Origin of the sequence: Anabaena cylindrica UHCC 0172 (assembly GCF_034931625.1) — a bacterium.
GTDB classification, from domain to species: domain Bacteria; phylum Cyanobacteriota; class Cyanobacteriia; order Cyanobacteriales; family Nostocaceae; genus Anabaena; species Anabaena cylindrica_A.
The window spans coordinates 1-16,874 of the sequence record NZ_JAYGGY010000104.1; the positions used below are offsets into that span (position 1 = coordinate 1).

General features: G+C 37.6%; 20 protein-coding genes. 9 read left to right on the forward strand and 11 right to left on the reverse strand.

The features are described 5' to 3' along the window. Positions 1 to 159: 159 nt before the first annotated feature. The 5 genes from VB713_RS23300 (at position 160) to VB713_RS23320 (ending at position 4,517) form a co-directional block, all read left to right on the forward strand. Positions 160 to 420, forward strand: coding sequence for a hypothetical protein (locus VB713_RS23300; RefSeq protein ID WP_127056394.1), 261 nt, complete (start codon positions 160 to 162; stop codon positions 418 to 420). Continuing rightward, a complete protein-coding gene (locus VB713_RS23305) occupies positions 410 to 814 on the forward strand; it encodes a type II toxin-antitoxin system VapC family toxin (protein WP_323313887.1) in 405 nt (134 codons plus the stop codon). The genes VB713_RS23300 and VB713_RS23305 overlap by 11 nt, the downstream gene beginning before the upstream one ends. Before the next feature lie 190 nt (positions 815 to 1,004). Further along, positions 1,005 to 1,919 (forward strand): homoserine kinase, encoded by a 915-nt coding sequence (thrB, locus tag VB713_RS23310; protein WP_323313888.1) that lies wholly within the window; start codon positions 1,005 to 1,007, stop codon positions 1,917 to 1,919. Between the two features lie 198 nt (positions 1,920 to 2,117). Continuing rightward, positions 2,118 to 2,651, forward strand: a complete 534-nt coding sequence (locus VB713_RS23315; protein WP_323313929.1) for a hypothetical protein — start codon at positions 2,118 to 2,120, stop codon at positions 2,649 to 2,651. A gap of 261 nt (positions 2,652 to 2,912) precedes the next feature. After that, complete coding sequence (locus tag VB713_RS23320) at positions 2,913 to 4,517, forward strand: NAD(P)H-quinone oxidoreductase subunit 4 (protein ID WP_323313889.1); 1,605 nt, start codon at positions 2,913 to 2,915, stop codon at positions 4,515 to 4,517. 194 nt (positions 4,518 to 4,711) lie between these two features. Here VB713_RS23320 and VB713_RS23325 read toward each other — a convergent pair whose 3' ends face one another. The 9 genes from VB713_RS23325 to VB713_RS23365 form a co-directional block, all read right to left on the reverse strand. Next, positions 4,712 to 5,080: a 2TM domain-containing protein gene (locus VB713_RS23325; protein ID WP_323313890.1), complete on the reverse strand. Its 369-nt coding sequence runs from the start codon at positions 5,078 to 5,080 to the stop codon at positions 4,712 to 4,714. A gap of 365 nt (positions 5,081 to 5,445) precedes the next feature. After that, the gene (locus VB713_RS23330; RefSeq protein WP_323313891.1) at positions 5,446 to 6,102 is read right to left on the reverse strand and encodes a DUF1361 domain-containing protein; all 657 of its coding nucleotides are present in this window, start codon (positions 6,100 to 6,102) and stop codon (positions 5,446 to 5,448) included. Positions 6,103 to 6,214: 112 nt separating this feature from the next. Beyond that, positions 6,215 to 6,694, reverse strand: a complete 480-nt coding sequence (locus tag VB713_RS23335) for a hypothetical protein (RefSeq protein ID WP_323313892.1) — start codon at positions 6,692 to 6,694, stop codon at positions 6,215 to 6,217. A 421-nt stretch (positions 6,695 to 7,115) separates the two neighbouring features. Next, the gene (locus VB713_RS23340) at positions 7,116 to 7,880 is read right to left on the reverse strand and encodes an ABC transporter ATP-binding protein (RefSeq protein ID WP_323313893.1); all 765 of its coding nucleotides are present in this window, start codon (positions 7,878 to 7,880) and stop codon (positions 7,116 to 7,118) included. A 35-nt stretch (positions 7,881 to 7,915) separates the two neighbouring features. Further along, the gene (locus VB713_RS23345; protein ID WP_323313894.1) at positions 7,916 to 8,587 is read right to left on the reverse strand and encodes an energy-coupling factor transporter transmembrane protein EcfT; all 672 of its coding nucleotides are present in this window, start codon (positions 8,585 to 8,587) and stop codon (positions 7,916 to 7,918) included. Beyond that, positions 8,580 to 9,503 carry an energy-coupling factor ABC transporter permease gene (locus VB713_RS23350; protein WP_323313895.1) on the reverse strand — a complete coding sequence of 308 codons (924 nt, stop codon included), beginning with the start codon at positions 9,501 to 9,503 and terminating at the stop codon, positions 8,580 to 8,582. The genes VB713_RS23345 and VB713_RS23350 overlap by 8 nt, the downstream gene beginning before the upstream one ends. A 249-nt stretch (positions 9,504 to 9,752) precedes the next feature. Then, the gene (locus tag VB713_RS23355; RefSeq protein WP_323313896.1) at positions 9,753 to 10,577 is read right to left on the reverse strand and encodes a hypothetical protein; all 825 of its coding nucleotides are present in this window, start codon (positions 10,575 to 10,577) and stop codon (positions 9,753 to 9,755) included. Positions 10,578 to 10,620: 43 nt separating this feature from the next. Then, a complete protein-coding gene (locus tag VB713_RS23360) occupies positions 10,621 to 10,779 on the reverse strand; it encodes an HNH endonuclease (RefSeq protein WP_323313897.1) in 159 nt (52 codons plus the stop codon). Between the two features lie 5 nt (positions 10,780 to 10,784). Continuing rightward, complete coding sequence (locus VB713_RS23365) at positions 10,785 to 11,147, reverse strand: hypothetical protein (RefSeq protein ID WP_323313898.1); 363 nt, start codon at positions 11,145 to 11,147, stop codon at positions 10,785 to 10,787. 346 nt (positions 11,148 to 11,493) lie between these two features. Here VB713_RS23365 and VB713_RS23370 point away from each other — a divergent pair, with 346 nt between their 5' ends. Next, on the forward strand, positions 11,494 to 11,736 hold the full coding sequence (locus VB713_RS23370) for a DUF433 domain-containing protein (RefSeq protein ID WP_323313899.1): 243 nt from the start codon (positions 11,494 to 11,496) through the stop codon (positions 11,734 to 11,736). Positions 11,737 to 11,844: 108 nt separating this feature from the next. Here the strand turns inward: VB713_RS23370 and VB713_RS23375 are convergent, their stop codons facing one another. Further along, on the reverse strand, positions 11,845 to 13,005 hold the full coding sequence (locus VB713_RS23375) for a hypothetical protein (protein WP_323313900.1): 1,161 nt from the start codon (positions 13,003 to 13,005) through the stop codon (positions 11,845 to 11,847). Between the two features lie 264 nt (positions 13,006 to 13,269). Beyond that, positions 13,270 to 13,461, reverse strand: a complete 192-nt coding sequence (locus VB713_RS23380; protein ID WP_323313901.1) for a CbtB domain-containing protein — start codon at positions 13,459 to 13,461, stop codon at positions 13,270 to 13,272. Between the two features lie 268 nt (positions 13,462 to 13,729). On the opposite strand from VB713_RS23380, the gene VB713_RS23385 reads away from it, so the two are divergent. The 3 genes from VB713_RS23385 (at position 13,730) to VB713_RS23395 (ending at position 16,803) form a co-directional block, all read left to right on the forward strand. Next, positions 13,730 to 14,755, forward strand: a complete 1,026-nt coding sequence (locus VB713_RS23385; protein ID WP_323313930.1) for a multicopper oxidase domain-containing protein — start codon at positions 13,730 to 13,732, stop codon at positions 14,753 to 14,755. A 154-nt stretch (positions 14,756 to 14,909) separates the two neighbouring features. Continuing rightward, positions 14,910 to 15,440: a ferric reductase-like transmembrane domain-containing protein gene (locus VB713_RS23390; protein WP_323313902.1), complete on the forward strand. Its 531-nt coding sequence runs from the start codon at positions 14,910 to 14,912 to the stop codon at positions 15,438 to 15,440. Between the two features lie 136 nt (positions 15,441 to 15,576). Continuing rightward, positions 15,577 to 16,803: a WD40 repeat domain-containing protein gene (locus VB713_RS23395; RefSeq protein ID WP_323313903.1), complete on the forward strand. Its 1,227-nt coding sequence runs from the start codon at positions 15,577 to 15,579 to the stop codon at positions 16,801 to 16,803. The last annotated feature ends 71 nt before the right edge of the window (positions 16,804 to 16,874 follow it).

Sequence of the window (16,874 nt, forward strand, 5' to 3'; positions counted from 1 at the left end):
GGAGATTCTTCACTTCGTTCAGAATGACACTTTTAACCCGTTTTTAGTATAGAAAGAATACTGCGATAGCTAATTTTGTAGATTGGGTTGATGAAAAGAAACCCAAGAGTAAAGGTTTCTAGCACTAAAATAGAAATATAATTCAATAGTGAGGTATTTATGGGTAAAGAAGAAGAACTACTAGAAAACTGGCGAGAACTCACACCGGAAAAGCAAAAAAAAGTCTTAGAATTTGTGGAACTCCTGAAATCTGAGTCAGAAACAACACCTCCCGAATCTGATTTTGTACCACAAACCCCCTTAGCCCAAAAATTATGGGAAATCCGACAACGAGCGATCGCTACTGGTTTACGACTGCTGAACGAGGACGAAATTGAACAGGAACTGGCTGCACGTCGAGGTGGATTCTGTGAGTCTTAGGAAGACATACTTGGACTCTGGTGTACTCATTGCCTCTTTTCAGGGTACGCAGTCAGTCAGCATCAGAGCAAATCAAATTCTTAACGACGAAAATCGGGAATTTGCCTCAAGTCGCTTTGTTCAGTTAGAAGTTTTGCCTAAAGCCATTTTTAACAAGCAACAAGACGAAACAGAATTTTACGAAACCTTTTTTAACGCGGTCATTCACTGGGCGACAGATTTAGAACAAATTATCCAAAATGCTCAACAAATTGCCTCTACTTACGGTTTAGCTGCGATGGATGCGATTCATGTTGCGGCTGCTTTGCAAATTCAAGCCGATCAACTGATCACCACAGAAAAGCCAACCAAACCAATGCACCGAGTCACAGAAATTCAGATTATTTCAATCTAAGGGCGATAGCGAAGCGCTGCTGCAAGCAGATCGCATATCTTCTAGCGACTATCTTGATTGTCAAGTGCGATAGCGCAAGCGCTGACTTGTAAGTTCGCTAATTTTTATTCTCCGCCAATGTCAGTTTTAGCAACAACTGAACCCTTAACATGAGATGCTGGTTAATCGATTGGTGAGTATTTACAAATAAATGTCTTTGGTTTCTACTGTTACTGTTAAAGTTCCCGCCACAACTGCTAATTTGGGGCCTGGTTTTGACTGCATTGGTGCTGCATTAAAGCTGTATAACGAAGTCAAGTTCACTCGCCTTGATGCTGGTGGGCTAATTATTGAAGTTTCTGGTGCTGAAGCCGAAAAGGTGCAAACTGATGAGAGTAACTTGCTCTATCAGGCGTTTGTCAAGTTATATCAATATATAGAACAGACACCGCCACCCGTGAAAATTGAAATTAAGTTGGGTGTACCTTTGGCTAGGGGTTTAGGGAGTTCGGCGACGGCAATTGTTGGGGGTTTGGTTGCTGCTAATCAACTAGCTGGTTCACCTTTGTCTGAGTTGCAGGTAATGGAACTTGCGATCGCAATGGAAGGACATCCTGATAATGTAGTACCAGCTTTATTAGGGGGATGTCGTCTGGCTGCTACTAGTCCAAAAGGTTGGGAAATTTGTGATATTACCTGGCATCGGCATATAGTACCAGTAGTGGCAATTCCTGATTTTGAGTTATCCACTTCCGAAGCACGGCGAGTTTTACCCACAGAAGTCAGTCGTGCAGATGCGATTTTTAATATTGCTCATTTTGGTTTATTGTTGCGTGGGTTGGCAACTAACCGCGAAGCATGGTTAAAAGCAGCTTTACAAGATAAGTTACATCAACCTTATCGACAAGCTTTAATTCCTGGTTACGATGCCGTGAATACTGCTGCTGTAGCTGCTGGTGCTTATGGCATGGTGATTAGTGGCGCAGGCCCCACACTCTTAGCTTTAGCAGATGCAACTGAGGCGAAAACAGTGGGAACAGCCATGTTAAATGCTTGGCAGCAAGCGGGAATTACATCTATTGTGCGATCGCTCCCCCTCGATACCCAAGGGGCAACAATTTTGTAGCAGGGGGCAGGGGGCAGGGAGCAGAAGAAAGATATAGCGGTATGCATTTGAATGAAATACATCATAGCCCCCTCATCGCTTGCGGGGAGGGGGTTGGGGGTGGGGTTCTTGTATCTCACTCAACCGAGAACCGCTATAAATACTCTTCTCCCCAATTACCAATTACCAATTACCAATTACCAAAATATATATATGGATATGCAGCAAATGCAGGTACAGATAAAAGAACTTAACTCGCAAATTCAGGCGCTTCAGCAAGAACGCAATACACTGACTAATAATAAAATAGAGTCTGGTGAAAATGATTCACCCCAGGCGATAGTTGAGGCTTACCGTCGTCAAGCTAGAGAAAATGTGCAATTGTCGGCTGAACTCAAAGGCATTGATGATGCGATCGCAGCACTCACCGGAAGTATCACATTTTTAGAAAAAGAGGCACAACAGAAACAAGGCTATCTAAGCAGGCGTTCAGCCCTATCTATTCGTATCTCTCAACAGCAAGAGCAGCTAGAAGAAGCCAAAAAAGTCGCTCAAGTTCACGCCCAGCGTGTGAATGAACTTGCACAGGAACTCGCCACCGAAATTAAATTCCTTAAAGCTTGTGCTGATGAACTTAGTCCCATGTATTGGCAAGTTTACTACAAACCCTTCATCACTGGATTTAAAACTATCTCCGTTCCCTACGTCCGTTCTGATGGTGAAGTATGGAATATTGTCAACCGCATTGTGTAAAGATATGGCAAGCAATTGTGTAGAAATGTAAACCCAATATTAAAAATCGAAATTATAACTCAAGACGGCAACATCAGTTGCCATTTTTTTGTTGACGTTACAAAACTTTGCTTTTAGAATGGACACGAGCCTATTTTAGTAAGTATTTATTACTAAAAATGCCCAAAACACTAAATATTAAGGCCAAAGTCGTTTACAAAAGTAACGATTCCTTAATATAATGTAATCAAAAGCGAAACCAAAAATATATTGTCAGAAGTGATGAATGCGATAGAACTTCCTTGGTTGTCAGCCATAATTTTTCTGCCTTTAGTCGCCACCCTAGCCATTCCCTTCATTCCCGATAAAGACGGCAAAACCGTTCGCTGGTATGGGTTAGGAGTAGCATTTGCAGACTTTGCCTTAATGATTTTTGCCTTCTGGCAGAGCTACGACTTCCAAAGTTCAGCCCTGCAACTGACAGAAAACTATGCTTGGATACCCCAGATTGGTTTTAACTGGGCTGTTGGGGTTGATGGTTTGTCAATGCCCCTAATACTTTTAACAGGCTTAATCAACACTCTCGCAGTATTCGCGGCTTGGAAAGTAGACAACAAGCCGCGATTATTTTATGCCTTGATGTTGGTGATGTACAGCGCCCAATTAGGCGTATTTCTCGCCCAAGACTTGCTAATGTTCTTCTTAATGTGGGAAATCGAGTTAGTACCCGTTTACTTACTAATTTCCATTTGGGGAGGAAAAAACCGCCGCTACGCAGCTACCAAATTCATTATTTATACCGCCGCAGCATCTATATTTATTCTGGTAGCTGGTTTTGCAATGGCATTCTATGGTGATAACTTCACCTTCAACATGACAGCATTGGGAATGAAAGAATATCCCCAAGCTTTAGAACTCGCACTATATGCAGGATTTTTAATTGCTTACGGTGTAAAACTACCAATTTTCCCCTTCCATACATGGTTGCCTGATGCTCACGGTGAAGCATCTGCTCCTGGTTCCATGATTTTGGCAGGTGTGTTATTGAAGATGGGTGGTTATGCACTTATCCGCTTCAACGTAGAAATGTTAACAGATGCCCACGCTGTTTTTGCTCCAGTCTTAGCAGTTTTAGGAGTAGTCAATATAGTTTATGGTGCTTGTTGCGCCTTTGCTCAAACCAACCTCAAACGCCGCTTGGCTTACTCTTCAATTGCCCACATGGGGTTTGTATTGATTGGGATTGCTTCTTACACAGAAATCGGTATCAGCGGTGCTGTATTACAGATGGTTTCTCACGGTTTAATTGCAGCTAGTTTGTTCTTTTTATCTGGTGTGACTTACGAACGTACCCACACCTTAATGATGGATAAAATGGGCGGCATGGCTAAGGTAATGCCCCGAACCTTCGCACTATTTACTATCGCTTCAATGGCTTCTCTAGCTTTACCCGGCATGAGTGGCTTCGTCGGTGAATTAATGATATTCTTGGGTATTGGTACCAGTGATGTTTACAGTTCTAGCTTCAAAATTGTCATCATCTTCTTATCAGCAGTTGGAGTAATTCTCACTCCCATTTATTTACTTTCCATGTTGCGTCAAGTGTTCTACGGTGAGCAAAGCCAAGAGTTACATTTAGATGCTGTAGTATCTGATGTTAAACCTCGTGAATTATTCATCACCGCTTGTTTATTGCTTCCTATCATCAGCATTGGTTTCTATCCTAAGTTAGCTACACAAGCTTATGATGTGAAAACAGTCGAAGTTGCTGCTCATGCTCGTCAAGCTTTACCAGTTTTTGCTCATCAACAACCAACAAACTTGTACTCGCAAATCTCCACAACACCAACATTAGCGAGTTCTGAAATTGTTAATATAGCCGAGTAATTATAAATCCCGAACAGGGTTCTGTAAGTAAATCTTAAATAAGAGGGTAATTAGGGGTAGTTTGATAACTACCCCTAATTAATATTTAGTAATGGTGGGTTAGGTTTATTTACGCCCACCTACTTACTATAAAAACTGGATAAGCATTGCATAAATTCAGATTGGATATTTTTATTTTCTAAATATCCTATTTATCAAGACTCAATTACATAAGTCTTTATCGCATGAAAAAATAAACCTAATCCCCATCCCAAAAGAGGAAAAATTGCCCAGAAATATGAAGGACTTACCAACAAGTTTAACAAAATCAAAAATCCATTTACCCCAATAAAAGCAACCAGATGTGATTTAAATTCCTTACGTTCTTGGGCTTTAGATTTATGTTGTTTTTTCACTTCTATTTCCCTTGTTAACCATTCTTGTTCCGCAGCTTGTAGTGAAGCTGATGAAAGTCCCAGTTCTGATGCTATTTCTATAATTTGCTCCCGTGTAAATTCTCCCTGTTGCTGACGGGCAAAAGCTACTTCCAGAATCTGTTGCATTTCTTCTGAGTTGTAAGCCATATAAATACCTAAGAATGTGAAAAATAGCCTGTAAAATTAACTTTTTTAGGTAAATATTCTTTTTAGAATTTTAATTAACTTCTGACGATTAATTAAAAAACTAGGTGCTGTAGCTAAAGCTTCAAAACCCTTAAAAAGTATTTGCCTGTTATTACGAACTAGTTAGAAATATATTTTATAGCTGAAAAAATAATCCATAAAGTAGTTGATAGTACAAATATGGATTTATTAGGTTTGTTTTTACAAAGTCCAGTTTTAAAGTATTTTATTAGACATCAAATTAATGGCAACCTTGGATAAGAAATTAGAAAATCTAATTCCTTTCTTGAGATAGAATCGGCATGAGTTGTAAATCAACCTGTTAATTATCCTGCCTTGGAGATGTGAGGATTACCTGGTGGTGAATTGGCATCTTTATTCACAAAACCTAAAGTTACTCGTTTCATAATCCAATACAGCCCGAAAAGAATAACAAAGGTGACATTAATAATCACGAAAGGCTGTTTACCAAAAAGTTCCTCCACACCTTTAGTGATTATGGCATCTGGTTGAGTAATAAAATCCCAACTGTTGAAACGCAAAAACCTGCCCCAATAAATACCAATAGCAGACAAAGCATGAGTAATTAATTCAACACCAAAAATCCATTTACTTTTACCAATGCGGTGCAAATAGTAACCTAAATTGATGAGGGAGATTACATAAGCTTCAAATCCACCGAGAATTACTATTAGATAAACGGGTATTAATACTAATGTAATTATCCACACAGATGGAATCTGACGGATATCATCTATTAAGTGAATGACATCAGTCAATAAATAAGGCGCATTTGGTAAAAAAGCATAAAAAGCTAGAAATCCTAGCCACCAAACCCAAGAACGTCTAATTTTAGTGCGAAATAGCCAAATACTCAAAGCCAAGGGGATAAAAGCCAGAAATAAATTCCAAGTCATCCAACGCATATTGGTTTGTAATACTTGGGTTACAATGGCTATTAATTCAAGTAATTCTGATTTCATATGCAATAAGTTTGATTAATCTAGAATCGGTTAATAAGTCCTATTAGAGTATGCTTGTTTTGGAATCCTTGTAGAGACATTCTATGGAATGTCTCTACTTGATCAGAGATGTCTATTTCGATTGACTACAGTACTCATTCAACTGATTCCCGAATGTATCTGATTGTTTACCAGCGGTTGTGGCTGCGACGGTGAGTGTGGAGTCAATGTCTGTTCTAGCTTTTTGGATTTTTTCTCTACCTTCTGTTGATGGTTTTGCCACTTTAGCTGCACCAAGAGCCTTAGCTGCTTTAGAAATTCCTTGACTGAGGTTATCAAAAACTTTGACAAAACTACTTTGAAATTCCTGGAGTTTGGGATCTGCTAATTTAAGTTCTTGAATCGACTTGGTAACGGTTTGCAAATCTCTGGATAATTGCAAGCTGGTTGTTACCTGTTTTCCTTTATTGTTATCAATCAGAGATGTTCCTTGATTAACGACTTTAATCAATCGTTGACACTGGGAAACTTTAGTCTCGTTACAACTAGTTACCAATAAAGAAATACTCAGACTAAGGGAAGTGATAATGGTATATTTACGTAGAATGAACATTAATATCCAGCAGCAGTAAAATCCTATTAATAGTACCGAATAATTTAGTAGTTGTGGTGTAAGTAAATAATCAATTCGCAATTTGAGTAAACAAAAGTTTTCGGTCGGATGTAATACAATCGAGGGCAGGGAAACCTATTGGTGTCAACTTACCTTAAAAGCCTTGTAAAAACTGGGTTTCATTCGGGAATGAATTCGCTGCGCTATCTTAATGACAGTAGAGGCGGAGCCTCTGTGATAGCATTCCTAGTCAGAGACTAGGAACGAGATAAACGAGATAATGGCGCTTATAACGAAGTGCTATTAATGAAAGGAGAGGCAGAACCTCTTGATAGCATTCCTAGTCGGAGATTAGGAACGAGTTCCCTCTCTCCAGTAATGAATTTAATTTAGTCCGACTACTTATTTTACGAATTACGAATTACCAATCTACTGGTAAACCTAACTGGTCTAAGGTTTTTCCGTCTTGCAAAAGTGGCTGAATAGGGCTGTCTATTTGAATTTGTCCAGCAGAGAGGACTAAAGCACGTTGTGTGACTCTGCCTAACCAATGTAGGTCATGGGAGGCAATTAACATGACCTGAACTGGCAATTTTAATAATACTTGGGCTAAATGCCGTCGCCATGAGGGATCAAGTCCCGTAGTTGGTTCATCTAGGATGAGAATTGCTGGCTCTAGGGCTAATATTGATGCTAGGGCTGCTAAACGTCTTTGTCCTCCTGATAGTTCATGGGCTGAACGGTGGGCGTATTCTTCTAGTCCAAAATCAGCTAATAATTGCAGTGCTTGATCAATTGCTGTTGCTGGTGAGACACCGTAGTTACGAGGGCCAAAGGTGACATCTTCTAAGATGGTGGGCATAAATAGTTGGTCGTTGGCATCTTGGAAGGTAAAGCCGATTTGCTTCCTGATTTGGGGTAGGGTTTTTGGTTCTACGGGAATGCCGTTGATGAAAATTGTGCCACTTTGGGGATGTTTTAAGCCGATGAGGTTTTCTAGGAGGGTGCTTTTGCCGGAGCCGGTAGCACCCATTAAAGCGACGCGATCGCCTGAATTTAGTTTAAAGGAAATTTCTTTTAATACTGGTTCCTGCTGGGAATAGGCATAAACCAGGCTCTGTACCTCAACTACAGCAGTATGAGGATGAGAGATAGAAGTTTGGGGATGAGATGTTAAAGATGTCAAAATTCACAATTCAAGATTCACAACTGCTCTTTTACTCACAAATTATGAGTAAAACTCTGAAGATAAGAACTGAGAGTTATACAAGTAGCGATCGCTCCAGCTGCTAATACTGTAAGACGTTCTTTTGGTCTGAGGGTGGAATCTATAGGCAGTTGCCCATGATAACCACGAGTGACCATTGCGGCGTAAACTCGCTCTGCCCTTTCCAGGGTACGGAGATATAAAGCCCCAATCATTGCACCACTAGCATAACGTATCCAGTCGGTTGCCCCATTAAGACCTCGTAATTGGGCGCTACGTTGCATTCTCACTACTTCTGAGAGCAAAATTTCTAAATATTGCCCTGCTAGGAGTAAATTTTCCTTTAATGGTAATGGCAGAGGTAGTCCTTTGAGGGCGATGCCAAAGCTGTGGGGGGGTAAGGTGAGCAAAAAGCTATTCATGGTAATTAAACAGATTAGCGATCGCACGAGCAAAAAACTAGCTCGCTCCCATCCCAAGGGTAAAGCCATCAATGACAGAAAGATTAATTCTGTACCTAGCAAACCGCCTAATTTACGAATGGGGACACGCAATAGCCACATCCACAAAAGTGCGATCGCACCATACACCATTAAGCTAGACCAAGCAGAATGCTTTAAAAAAGCTGCCCCAATCACAATTACTAAAGATAGTTGTAACCGTAAAGGCAAAGAAAGTTTAAGCATTCTTCGGTTTCATGACTTTGGCAATTCCAAAAGCCACCCCAAAACAAGCCGTTGCCCCTAGCAAACCAGCAATACTATTACCGATTGCTCCCAAACCATTAATCCCATAGTCAGCTAAGGGTGTGGGTACAATTACTCGCACATTCTCAGCTAAGTTGATAAAGCCGACATTTTCGGCAACTTTTTCTAATCCATCAGGCCATGCGGAAGCAAACAGCGATAACACACCTGCAACTAGAATAATACTGACGATGGGTACTAACCAGCCTTTAAATTTCTCTTCCTCTCCTGGTAACAAATCTGGTCTGGCGGTGGCTAGGTAAGTCAGCACACCCCCTGTAATCAACCCTTCACCAATTCCAATCAAAATATGTACACCTGTCATGGTGGGTAAAACTATGTTGACTGGTGCTGTTCCAGAAAGGGCTAATTCAATGGCACAAGCGATCGCGGCGACAACGACACCGAAAGCAGATGCAATCCCAGCGGCTAGGGGTAAACGCCCTTTGGAACCCCCAAATAGCCGTTGTAAGGTTTGGGTTAATCCCCAGCCTACCCAAACGCCAATAACTGCCATGTTCAAAATATTCGAGCCTAAAGCGGTAATCCCACCATCAGCAAATAATACTGCTTGTATAATTAACACCGTGGCAATACACAACATCCCTGCCCAAGGACTACCTAAAATAATGGCGGCTAAAGTGCCTCCTAATAGATGTCCACTGGTTCCTCCCGCTACGGGAAAGTTAATCATCTGGGCAGCAAAAATAAAGGCTGTGGTTAAACCAAGTATGGGAGCGCGGCGAATTCCATAGGCTTCTTGCGATCGCCCAAAGGCCACAAATAAAGCTGCCGCACTTGCTAAACTGGTAGCCCCTGCTACAGGAACTGAAATAAATCCATCTGGTATATGCATGAAAATCCCTGTTTTCGTGTTTTCTTTACACTAACTTAAGTAATATAACTACGTTCATCAATTTAATCAGAAAACCATAGTTTCACTTATTTTACAATGCCCTATCAGGGCATATTTTAGTATTACTAAAGATGGATTTGTTTTAAATAAAATACTGCAAATGATATATTTGTTTTTGTATTGTTAACTTTTGTAAAGCTTTATAACATAATCTCATATTTCTAACTGATTCAATATTTTGAGTATGGTTTAAAGTAATTGAAAGCCACCTAACTTTAATAAATATTGAGCGAATGGAGACTTTTCACAATTAGTAAATCCAAATCCTACTGTTAAATAACTTTTCTTAAACTCTTGAAATCCTGGTTGATCGTTAAGAATAACGTAGGGTTTAATAAATATTTTAGAATTACCACCATATACAATATAACTACGTTCGTAACTGTGATCAATTTCATATCCATAAGGAATAAATCGACTAATTAAAAGATAAATTTTTTCATGTTTATAGGTATCTAATTCATATAGATTATCATAATCTAAACTCTTATAATCTTGATAATTTCCAGATGCTATCAAAAAAATAGGACGCTTGTTTTCAATAGCTCTAGTTATAAAAGATAGTTTACTCTGGCTCGTATTAATTGCTAATTCTTCTCCGTCTTGCACATCGAAATGTGAACAATATCCTGCCATTGTAAGTTGATGAGTTTGAATATAAACCCCTCCAAGTGATAATTTAGGCTGAATAGGGACAGCTTTTCTATTAAGCTCTGGCTGATAATATTTAATAGCTTGCTTTTCTAGTCTCCTCAGACTTTCTGTAAGATTATAAATTCTATTTAATAAATCTTCGGTGACAACTCGATAACGTATCACAGCCTTTTCAATTACTTCAAACTCTGATTGGCGATGATGATTAATATGACGACTTCTCAAATTATGGGAAAATCCAACATACATTACTGGAGAATCACTATTACCGACATAATAAATACCAGGTTTGGCTGGTAAATTTTTCCGCTGATTATATGGTAAAAATGGCATCTCTTTAAAATTGAGATTTAATTTCATAACTTTTATATATATTTCAAATAAGACAAGCTAAACATGAAATTTATTCATTATTATTAACACCTTTAGCTATGGAAATAATATGTTCAATTTCCAAACGTGCCATTACTAAATGTTGAGGGCTTAAACAATAACCACAAAGATTTTGAGCATCTTTACGAACGCGACGTTCTATTTCAACAGGAATGTAAAAACGAGCCATGAATGTTAATTAATTGCAGGTATTAAACCACGTTCAACAGCCACTTTTAAGGCTTTGGCTTTACGTACTAAACCACGTCTGTAAACCTTCATAATTTCGTCTAGTTGGCTATTTTCTATATCATTTAGCTGTCCTTCTTGCTGACGTGCTAAAAGATCACTAAAAACTTCTTGTTGCTCAGTTTCCATTTGCAAATCGCACAAGGACAAAATCTGTTCATCTGGTAGTGATTCTACAGGTAATTCATTGCTGGCACGGTCAATCCATTCTAATAATACATCTTCAAGGCGGCGATGGCTGAAAGCAGCAATTTCTTTGGCTTTTTGAATCAGTGTTTCTGGTAGTTGGAGGGTGACATTTTCGGACATTTGGTTTTATTCGTTATACATCTAAGGGAATTATAGCTGTGAATCCAAATACAGTTTATAATTCATCCTGTCTTGATAAAGCGATTGCTAGTCGTGATTAAATCTCTTCGTAATTATTTTGCTCAAAAAAATTCTTACTTCTAAGTATATCAACTGAAACTATAATTGTCTACGCTATGCAATTTGTAGTTAATTTGAGTTACCCCGTCTTTAAATCAAGTATACACGCTTAAATAATCATGTATTATGTATGCCTTTGTGACTTTGTACAAAATAAAAAGGAGCGATCGCTTGAACTTGCTAACATTAAAATATAAAAACCAAGCAACCTGTAACTAATATGAATATGCAATATCAAAATATTATTACCATCGAACCAGGAAAAAGAGGAGGTAAACCTTGTATTCGAGGGATGCGAATGACTGTATATGATGTTTTATCATATCTTGCTTCTGGTATGACTTATGAAGAAATACTTTATGATTTTCCTTATTTGACACAAGAAGATATTTTAGCTTGTCTTAGTTATGCGGCTGATAGAGAAAGACAAATGCTGATGGTGCAAGGAAGATATCCAAGCTTTTACTGAAAATTCAGATTTAGGAGTTTTGACACTTTATTAAAAGTTCCTTCACTTCATGAGTGAATTTAATTTTGTCTTACTACTTGATACATTTTCCAATTTTTCAAACAACCTCTAAGACTTTAGAAATTCTCTTCTCTGCTGTATTAACAACCCAATCACCATGCCAATTCCGACAATTGCCGTAAAGTAGAATAAACCAATTAATCGGATGTATATTGGTGGTGCGATCGCATCCACTTCGACTTCCTGCGCTACTTTTATCGGTGTAAATGGCTTTTGAGAATCTGCTGAAGGCATTACTTCTACCTCGATTTTATGAGGTGCGCCATCAAAAAACTGTGACATCCATCTTAATTTACCTTCTTTGTTGGTAACGCCATTGTAGGCAAAGACTGTTAAATTATCTTCGAGTGCGATCGCTTTAACTTGCAATCTCACATCTGGGATAGGTTCTCCTGTAGTGCTATCTTTTACTTTTACTTCCAAGTTAGCGAGTCTGCCGACAGTTGCGGTTTTATCTCCCTCTAAACTAACTTCCATACCCTGAGATTTTTCAACTGAAGGTGCGGCAACTTCCTTATTATGAGAGTGTCCGTTACCGTGAGCTTCCGCCACTTCCGCAGTTACATTAATAAACAATAAAGTCACTATAGCCACCATTGTCAATGCACTTAACAACAAACGCACTGACTGCGGCGCAATTTCTCCTTGTTGCAGTTCTTCTTGTCCCCCAATCACCCAACCACCTAGCAATCCCAGTGACAACAAAATAGCTGCAATTACAGCAAAATATTTATATTTGACTGGATTTTCCCTAACATTTAAATCTAAAGTTTGCTGATAGGAAACAAAAGTATTTGCAACTAAAGGTGAAACATTTACTTTTAATTGATACTTCCCACGAATAGGAAAAATTTGCTGAATTTCTAATTTACCATCAGGTACTTTTGCTTCGATTTCCAACAATGTAGTTTCTTCAACAATAGGAAAATCCGTTGTTAATAAAGGATTACGTTGTGGTGTCAAAATTTCTAAATTAATCAGGGCATTTTTAAGAGGTTTACTAGCAGCATCCATCGCTTGCAACGTCAATTTAACAGGAGATTGTTCTTTTTCTGTTTGGGCTTCAAATGGTAAAATTTTTCCTAAAGCAGGATTGGTAGAAAGTTGCACATAAGGTTTAGTCGTTTGGGAAACTCCAACAACAGAATAGAGAATAGATAAGGTAATACAAACAGCACTGATAAATGCAAACAAGCGATATTTTTTCATCAAACTTTATGGTAAATAAAAAAGTAATAATTCAGGAGTCAGTATTTTCTTAGAGGACGTTTGAAAAGTCCCTCATTGTGTATCATATTATTTTCATCTCCCCCCAATCCCTCTTAGAAAGGGGGCTAAATTCATCAAAGTCCCCTTTTTTAAGGGGGATTTAGGGGGATCTGCCAGTGTTAAATACCACATGAAAAACTTTTCAAACAACCTCTTAGATGCGAAAACAGCATTATTGTCAAAAAATCTTCGAGTTATGATTATTTAGTGACAAGACACACCTAATGCATGGTGACGTAATGAGTGTGTAGTGTTATGCGCCGGAGAATAGTTGGAGAAAAGAACAGTCCAGATAATCAAAGAAGATAACATCATATAAAGCGTTACCTGTACAGGCTTGGACAGGGTAACACCTGCGGTCTTTTGCAATACTGAAGTAAGAGAAAAAGTAGTCATTTTTGACCTCGCATAAATTAGTTTGAGTTTAGGGATTTCCAAAAAATAAATTACCCAAGAATTATAAGGTGGGTAAGCGCAAAAAGCACGCCACTATTATCGCTTAAGTTAATGGTGGGTTACGAATTACCGTCCTCATACACCCTACACAGCAAACCAGTTGCTTAAGTCCTAGATAATTGACAATAATTCCTAATTCCTCTATTATACGCAGAAGTAATTGCAAATTATTTGCAATTTAATTCCTGTGCTTACCCTAATTAATCCCATGTTTGACAACTTTACCCTGAGTAAAGATAAACTTTGGAGTCGCCGTCAATTGCTGAAGCTAGGTTTAGCAGGTGCTGGTGTGACTGGTGCGGCTACAGTTTGGCAAATGTTAAATAGAAACAATCATGCCAATGTCAGAATACCACCAATGGAAATGGAGGCATCTAAGGGCGCGACCAATCCTATGCAGGTGCTACGCAATTTTGATTATGGGACACTCAAACAAGAAAATGGTCGCACAATCAGAGAATTTCAATTAACAGCGGGTACTTCCACAATTCAGCTTAATAGTGCCGTTTCATATAATATTTGGGATTTAAATGGTCGCATTCCAGGGCCAACCTTACGCGCCAAAGAAGGGGAACGGGTGCGGGTATTGTTTCTCAATCAAGCAGGACATTCCCATTCTCTCCATTTTCATGGTGTTCATCCCTCAGAAATGGATGGTGTGCGTCCAATTAGTAATAATAAGGCGACAATATACGAATTTGATGCTGAACCCTATGGCGTTCACTTGTATCACTGTCATGTAGCACCAGTTACCCGTCATATTGCTAAGGGTTTGTATGGAATGTTTATTATTGATCCTCCTCAACCCCGTCCTCCGGCTGATGAAATTGTGTTGATCATGTCTGGGTATGACGTGAATGATGATAACAAAAATGAATATTATGCGTTTAATGGTGTGCCACATCACTATATGCACCATCCAATTCCAATTTATCAAAATCAGTTAATTCGGGTTTATGTGCTGAATATTATTGAATTTGACCCTGCGGTGACGTTTCATCTCCACGCCAATTTTTTTGATGTTTATCGTTCAGGAATGACGATGATTCCTAGTGAGAAAACCGATGTTTTAACAATGGGTGTTGCAGAAAGGCATATCCTGGAATTTGCATTTCGTTATCCCGGTAAGTATATGTTTCATCCTCATCAAGATATTGTGGCCGAAAATGGATGTATGGGTCAATTTGAAGTCATAGCCGAAAAGGAAGTTAAAACACCTGGAAGGAACACCTGACCTAGTTTTTCAGTTTAGTCATTTGTCAATTTTCCTGTTTTTACTTCATTTTTAAGAATATTTAGTATTTGTCTAAAATCAATAAAAACCTAGTGTTTTATACTCATTTGTATTAAAGCCAAGTCATTTTTTAGATAATAAAGACTCAAATATTATGTTGATAAATGCTTCAGTTCCTTTAGCTAATCTACTAGGCTTTATTTCATTATTGAGTTATATATTAACCTTATTACCTAGTTCTATTAGAGCAGTTTTTCCACAAATTAAAAAAGCAAAAATCACCATTTATTTATTGAAATATCGTCGTCGATTAGGTATTATTACTTTTTTATTTGCACTAGTCCATGCAATATTAATAGTGAATAAAAGGAATTTAGATTTATTTGATATCCAAACTTATAAAATTTCTTTAGAAGGAACATTGACATTAATTATTTTTGCACTTCTAGCATTTACATCTAATGACTGGAGTATAAAAAAAATGAAGAACAACTGGCGAAAATTACATAAATTAACTTATATAGCTATGTTTTTATTATTGTGGCACATTCAAGAAAAAATGTCTGGACAATGGAATATTCTCACTCCTATAGAACTGATGCTAATAACAGTAATTATTAGCTTGTTTTGTAGACGAAGATGGTTGGAATATGCTAAGGAATATAATCAAAAACAAATAAGTTAAATTAGTAAAGATTCAGAATACAGAATATTTGATGCAGGGAACAGAAGAGAAAAATATTCTTCCTCCTGACTTCTTAAATTATTTATTAAATTGTTGAATTTGGAGTGTAACCTGAAAAAATTTGAGAGGATAAATAATGATAGTAAAAATATCTCATATTTCTAAAATAATTCTGAATATAGAAGGAGGTATTTTCTTCACTTTGTTAATGTTGGGCTTGATAAAATTCAATTTGAATAAAAGTAGTTATGGCGTAAATTTCAATCCTAAAACTATAAATAGTAAAGGTTTACGCGTTTATTCTTTAGCTATTAGCGCAGATGGAAAAACCATAGTTGATGGTAATTTAAATAAAGATATTGATGTCTGGGATTTACAAACTGGTAAAATTATTAATCAACTTTGTGGACATGGAAATTCCGTTAATTCTGTTGTTATTAGCCCAAATAATCAAATTATTGCTAGTGGTAGTTGGGATAAAACTATTAAAATTTGGAATTTACAAACTGGAAAATTAATTCGGACATTATCTGGACATACAGACGATGTGAAAACAGTTGCTTTTAGTCCAGATGCAAAATATTTAGCTAGTGGTAGCTGGGATAAAACTATTAAAATTTGGAATTTACAAACTGGAAATATTTTTATCAATTTACCACAATATGATGAAGTAAGAACAATTGCATTTAGTCCAGATGGTAAAATTTTGGCTGGTGGTGGAGAAGGTGGAAAAATAATGCTTTGGTATTTACCAACAGGAAAATTAAAAACTTCTTTAGCCGCACATCAAAAATCAATTTGGTCTATAGCTTTTAGTCCAGATGGTAAATATATTGCCAGTGCTAGTTCTGACCATACTATTAAATTATGGAATATCAAAAATGGAGCATTATCGACTGTGTTGACAGGACATAATAAAGCAGTTTATTCTGTAGTGTTTAGTCCTGATAGCCACACTTTAGCTAGTGGGAGTTATGATAAAACTGTTAAACTTTGGAATGTAGAAAATGGTAAATTAATTAATACTTTTACTGGTCATACTAAACCTGTTTGGTCTTTAGCTTTTAGCCCTAATACTCATACTCTATTAAGTGGTAGTGCAGATGCAACTATCAAAATTTGGACTTTACCTAAATCAGATATTTTTCGTCAAGCTGTTAACTATGCTATCAAAGCTGCTGATCTCACTCAAAGGGCGAAATCATCAGAGGAATGGAAAATAGTGATTAATAATTGGCAAAAGTCTATTAGTCTTCTATCTAAAATACCAACTTCTAGTATAGATTATGCGATCGCTCAAAAAAAGATTCTTGAGTATCAACGTAATTTACAATATGCGTATCATCCCGCTCATTTTAAGTAAAAAATCGCACTCATTATACTGTTTTTTTGAAAATAGTTGATAATAAATCTCATTTATGGTAGATAATTATC

What these genes read in the sequence shown, in the direction of transcription:
- VB713_RS23300 (WP_127056394.1), top strand. Translation starts at nt 160, where the DNA reads ATGGGTAAAGAAGAAGAACTACTAGAAAACTGGCGAGAACTCACACCG.
- thrB (WP_323313888.1), top strand. Translation starts at nt 1,005, where the DNA reads ATGTCTTTGGTTTCTACTGTTACTGTTAAAGTTCCCGCCACAACTGCT.
- VB713_RS23315 (WP_323313929.1), top strand. Translation starts at nt 2,118, where the DNA reads ATGCAGCAAATGCAGGTACAGATAAAAGAACTTAACTCGCAAATTCAG.
- VB713_RS23320 (WP_323313889.1), top strand. Translation starts at nt 2,913, where the DNA reads ATGAATGCGATAGAACTTCCTTGGTTGTCAGCCATAATTTTTCTGCCT.
- VB713_RS23325 (WP_323313890.1), bottom strand. Translation starts at nt 5,080, where the DNA reads ATGGCTTACAACTCAGAAGAAATGCAACAGATTCTGGAAGTAGCTTTT.
- VB713_RS23330 (WP_323313891.1), bottom strand. Translation starts at nt 6,102, where the DNA reads ATGAAATCAGAATTACTTGAATTAATAGCCATTGTAACCCAAGTATTA.
- VB713_RS23335 (WP_323313892.1), bottom strand. Translation starts at nt 6,694, where the DNA reads ATGTTCATTCTACGTAAATATACCATTATCACTTCCCTTAGTCTGAGT.
- VB713_RS23345 (WP_323313894.1), bottom strand. Translation starts at nt 8,587, where the DNA reads ATGCTTAAACTTTCTTTGCCTTTACGGTTACAACTATCTTTAGTAATT.
- VB713_RS23350 (WP_323313895.1), bottom strand. Translation starts at nt 9,503, where the DNA reads ATGCATATACCAGATGGATTTATTTCAGTTCCTGTAGCAGGGGCTACC.
- VB713_RS23355 (WP_323313896.1), bottom strand. Translation starts at nt 10,577, where the DNA reads ATGAAATTAAATCTCAATTTTAAAGAGATGCCATTTTTACCATATAAT.
- VB713_RS23360 (WP_323313897.1), bottom strand. Translation starts at nt 10,779, where the DNA reads ATGGCTCGTTTTTACATTCCTGTTGAAATAGAACGTCGCGTTCGTAAA.
- VB713_RS23365 (WP_323313898.1), bottom strand. Translation starts at nt 11,147, where the DNA reads ATGTCCGAAAATGTCACCCTCCAACTACCAGAAACACTGATTCAAAAA.
- VB713_RS23370 (WP_323313899.1), top strand. Translation starts at nt 11,494, where the DNA reads ATGCAATATCAAAATATTATTACCATCGAACCAGGAAAAAGAGGAGGT.
- VB713_RS23375 (WP_323313900.1), bottom strand. Translation starts at nt 13,005, where the DNA reads ATGAAAAAATATCGCTTGTTTGCATTTATCAGTGCTGTTTGTATTACC.
- VB713_RS23380 (WP_323313901.1), bottom strand. Translation starts at nt 13,461, where the DNA reads ATGACTACTTTTTCTCTTACTTCAGTATTGCAAAAGACCGCAGGTGTT.
- VB713_RS23385 (WP_323313930.1), top strand. Translation starts at nt 13,730, where the DNA reads ATGTTTGACAACTTTACCCTGAGTAAAGATAAACTTTGGAGTCGCCGT.
- VB713_RS23390 (WP_323313902.1), top strand. Translation starts at nt 14,910, where the DNA reads ATGTTGATAAATGCTTCAGTTCCTTTAGCTAATCTACTAGGCTTTATT.
- VB713_RS23395 (WP_323313903.1), top strand. Translation starts at nt 15,577, where the DNA reads ATGATAGTAAAAATATCTCATATTTCTAAAATAATTCTGAATATAGAA.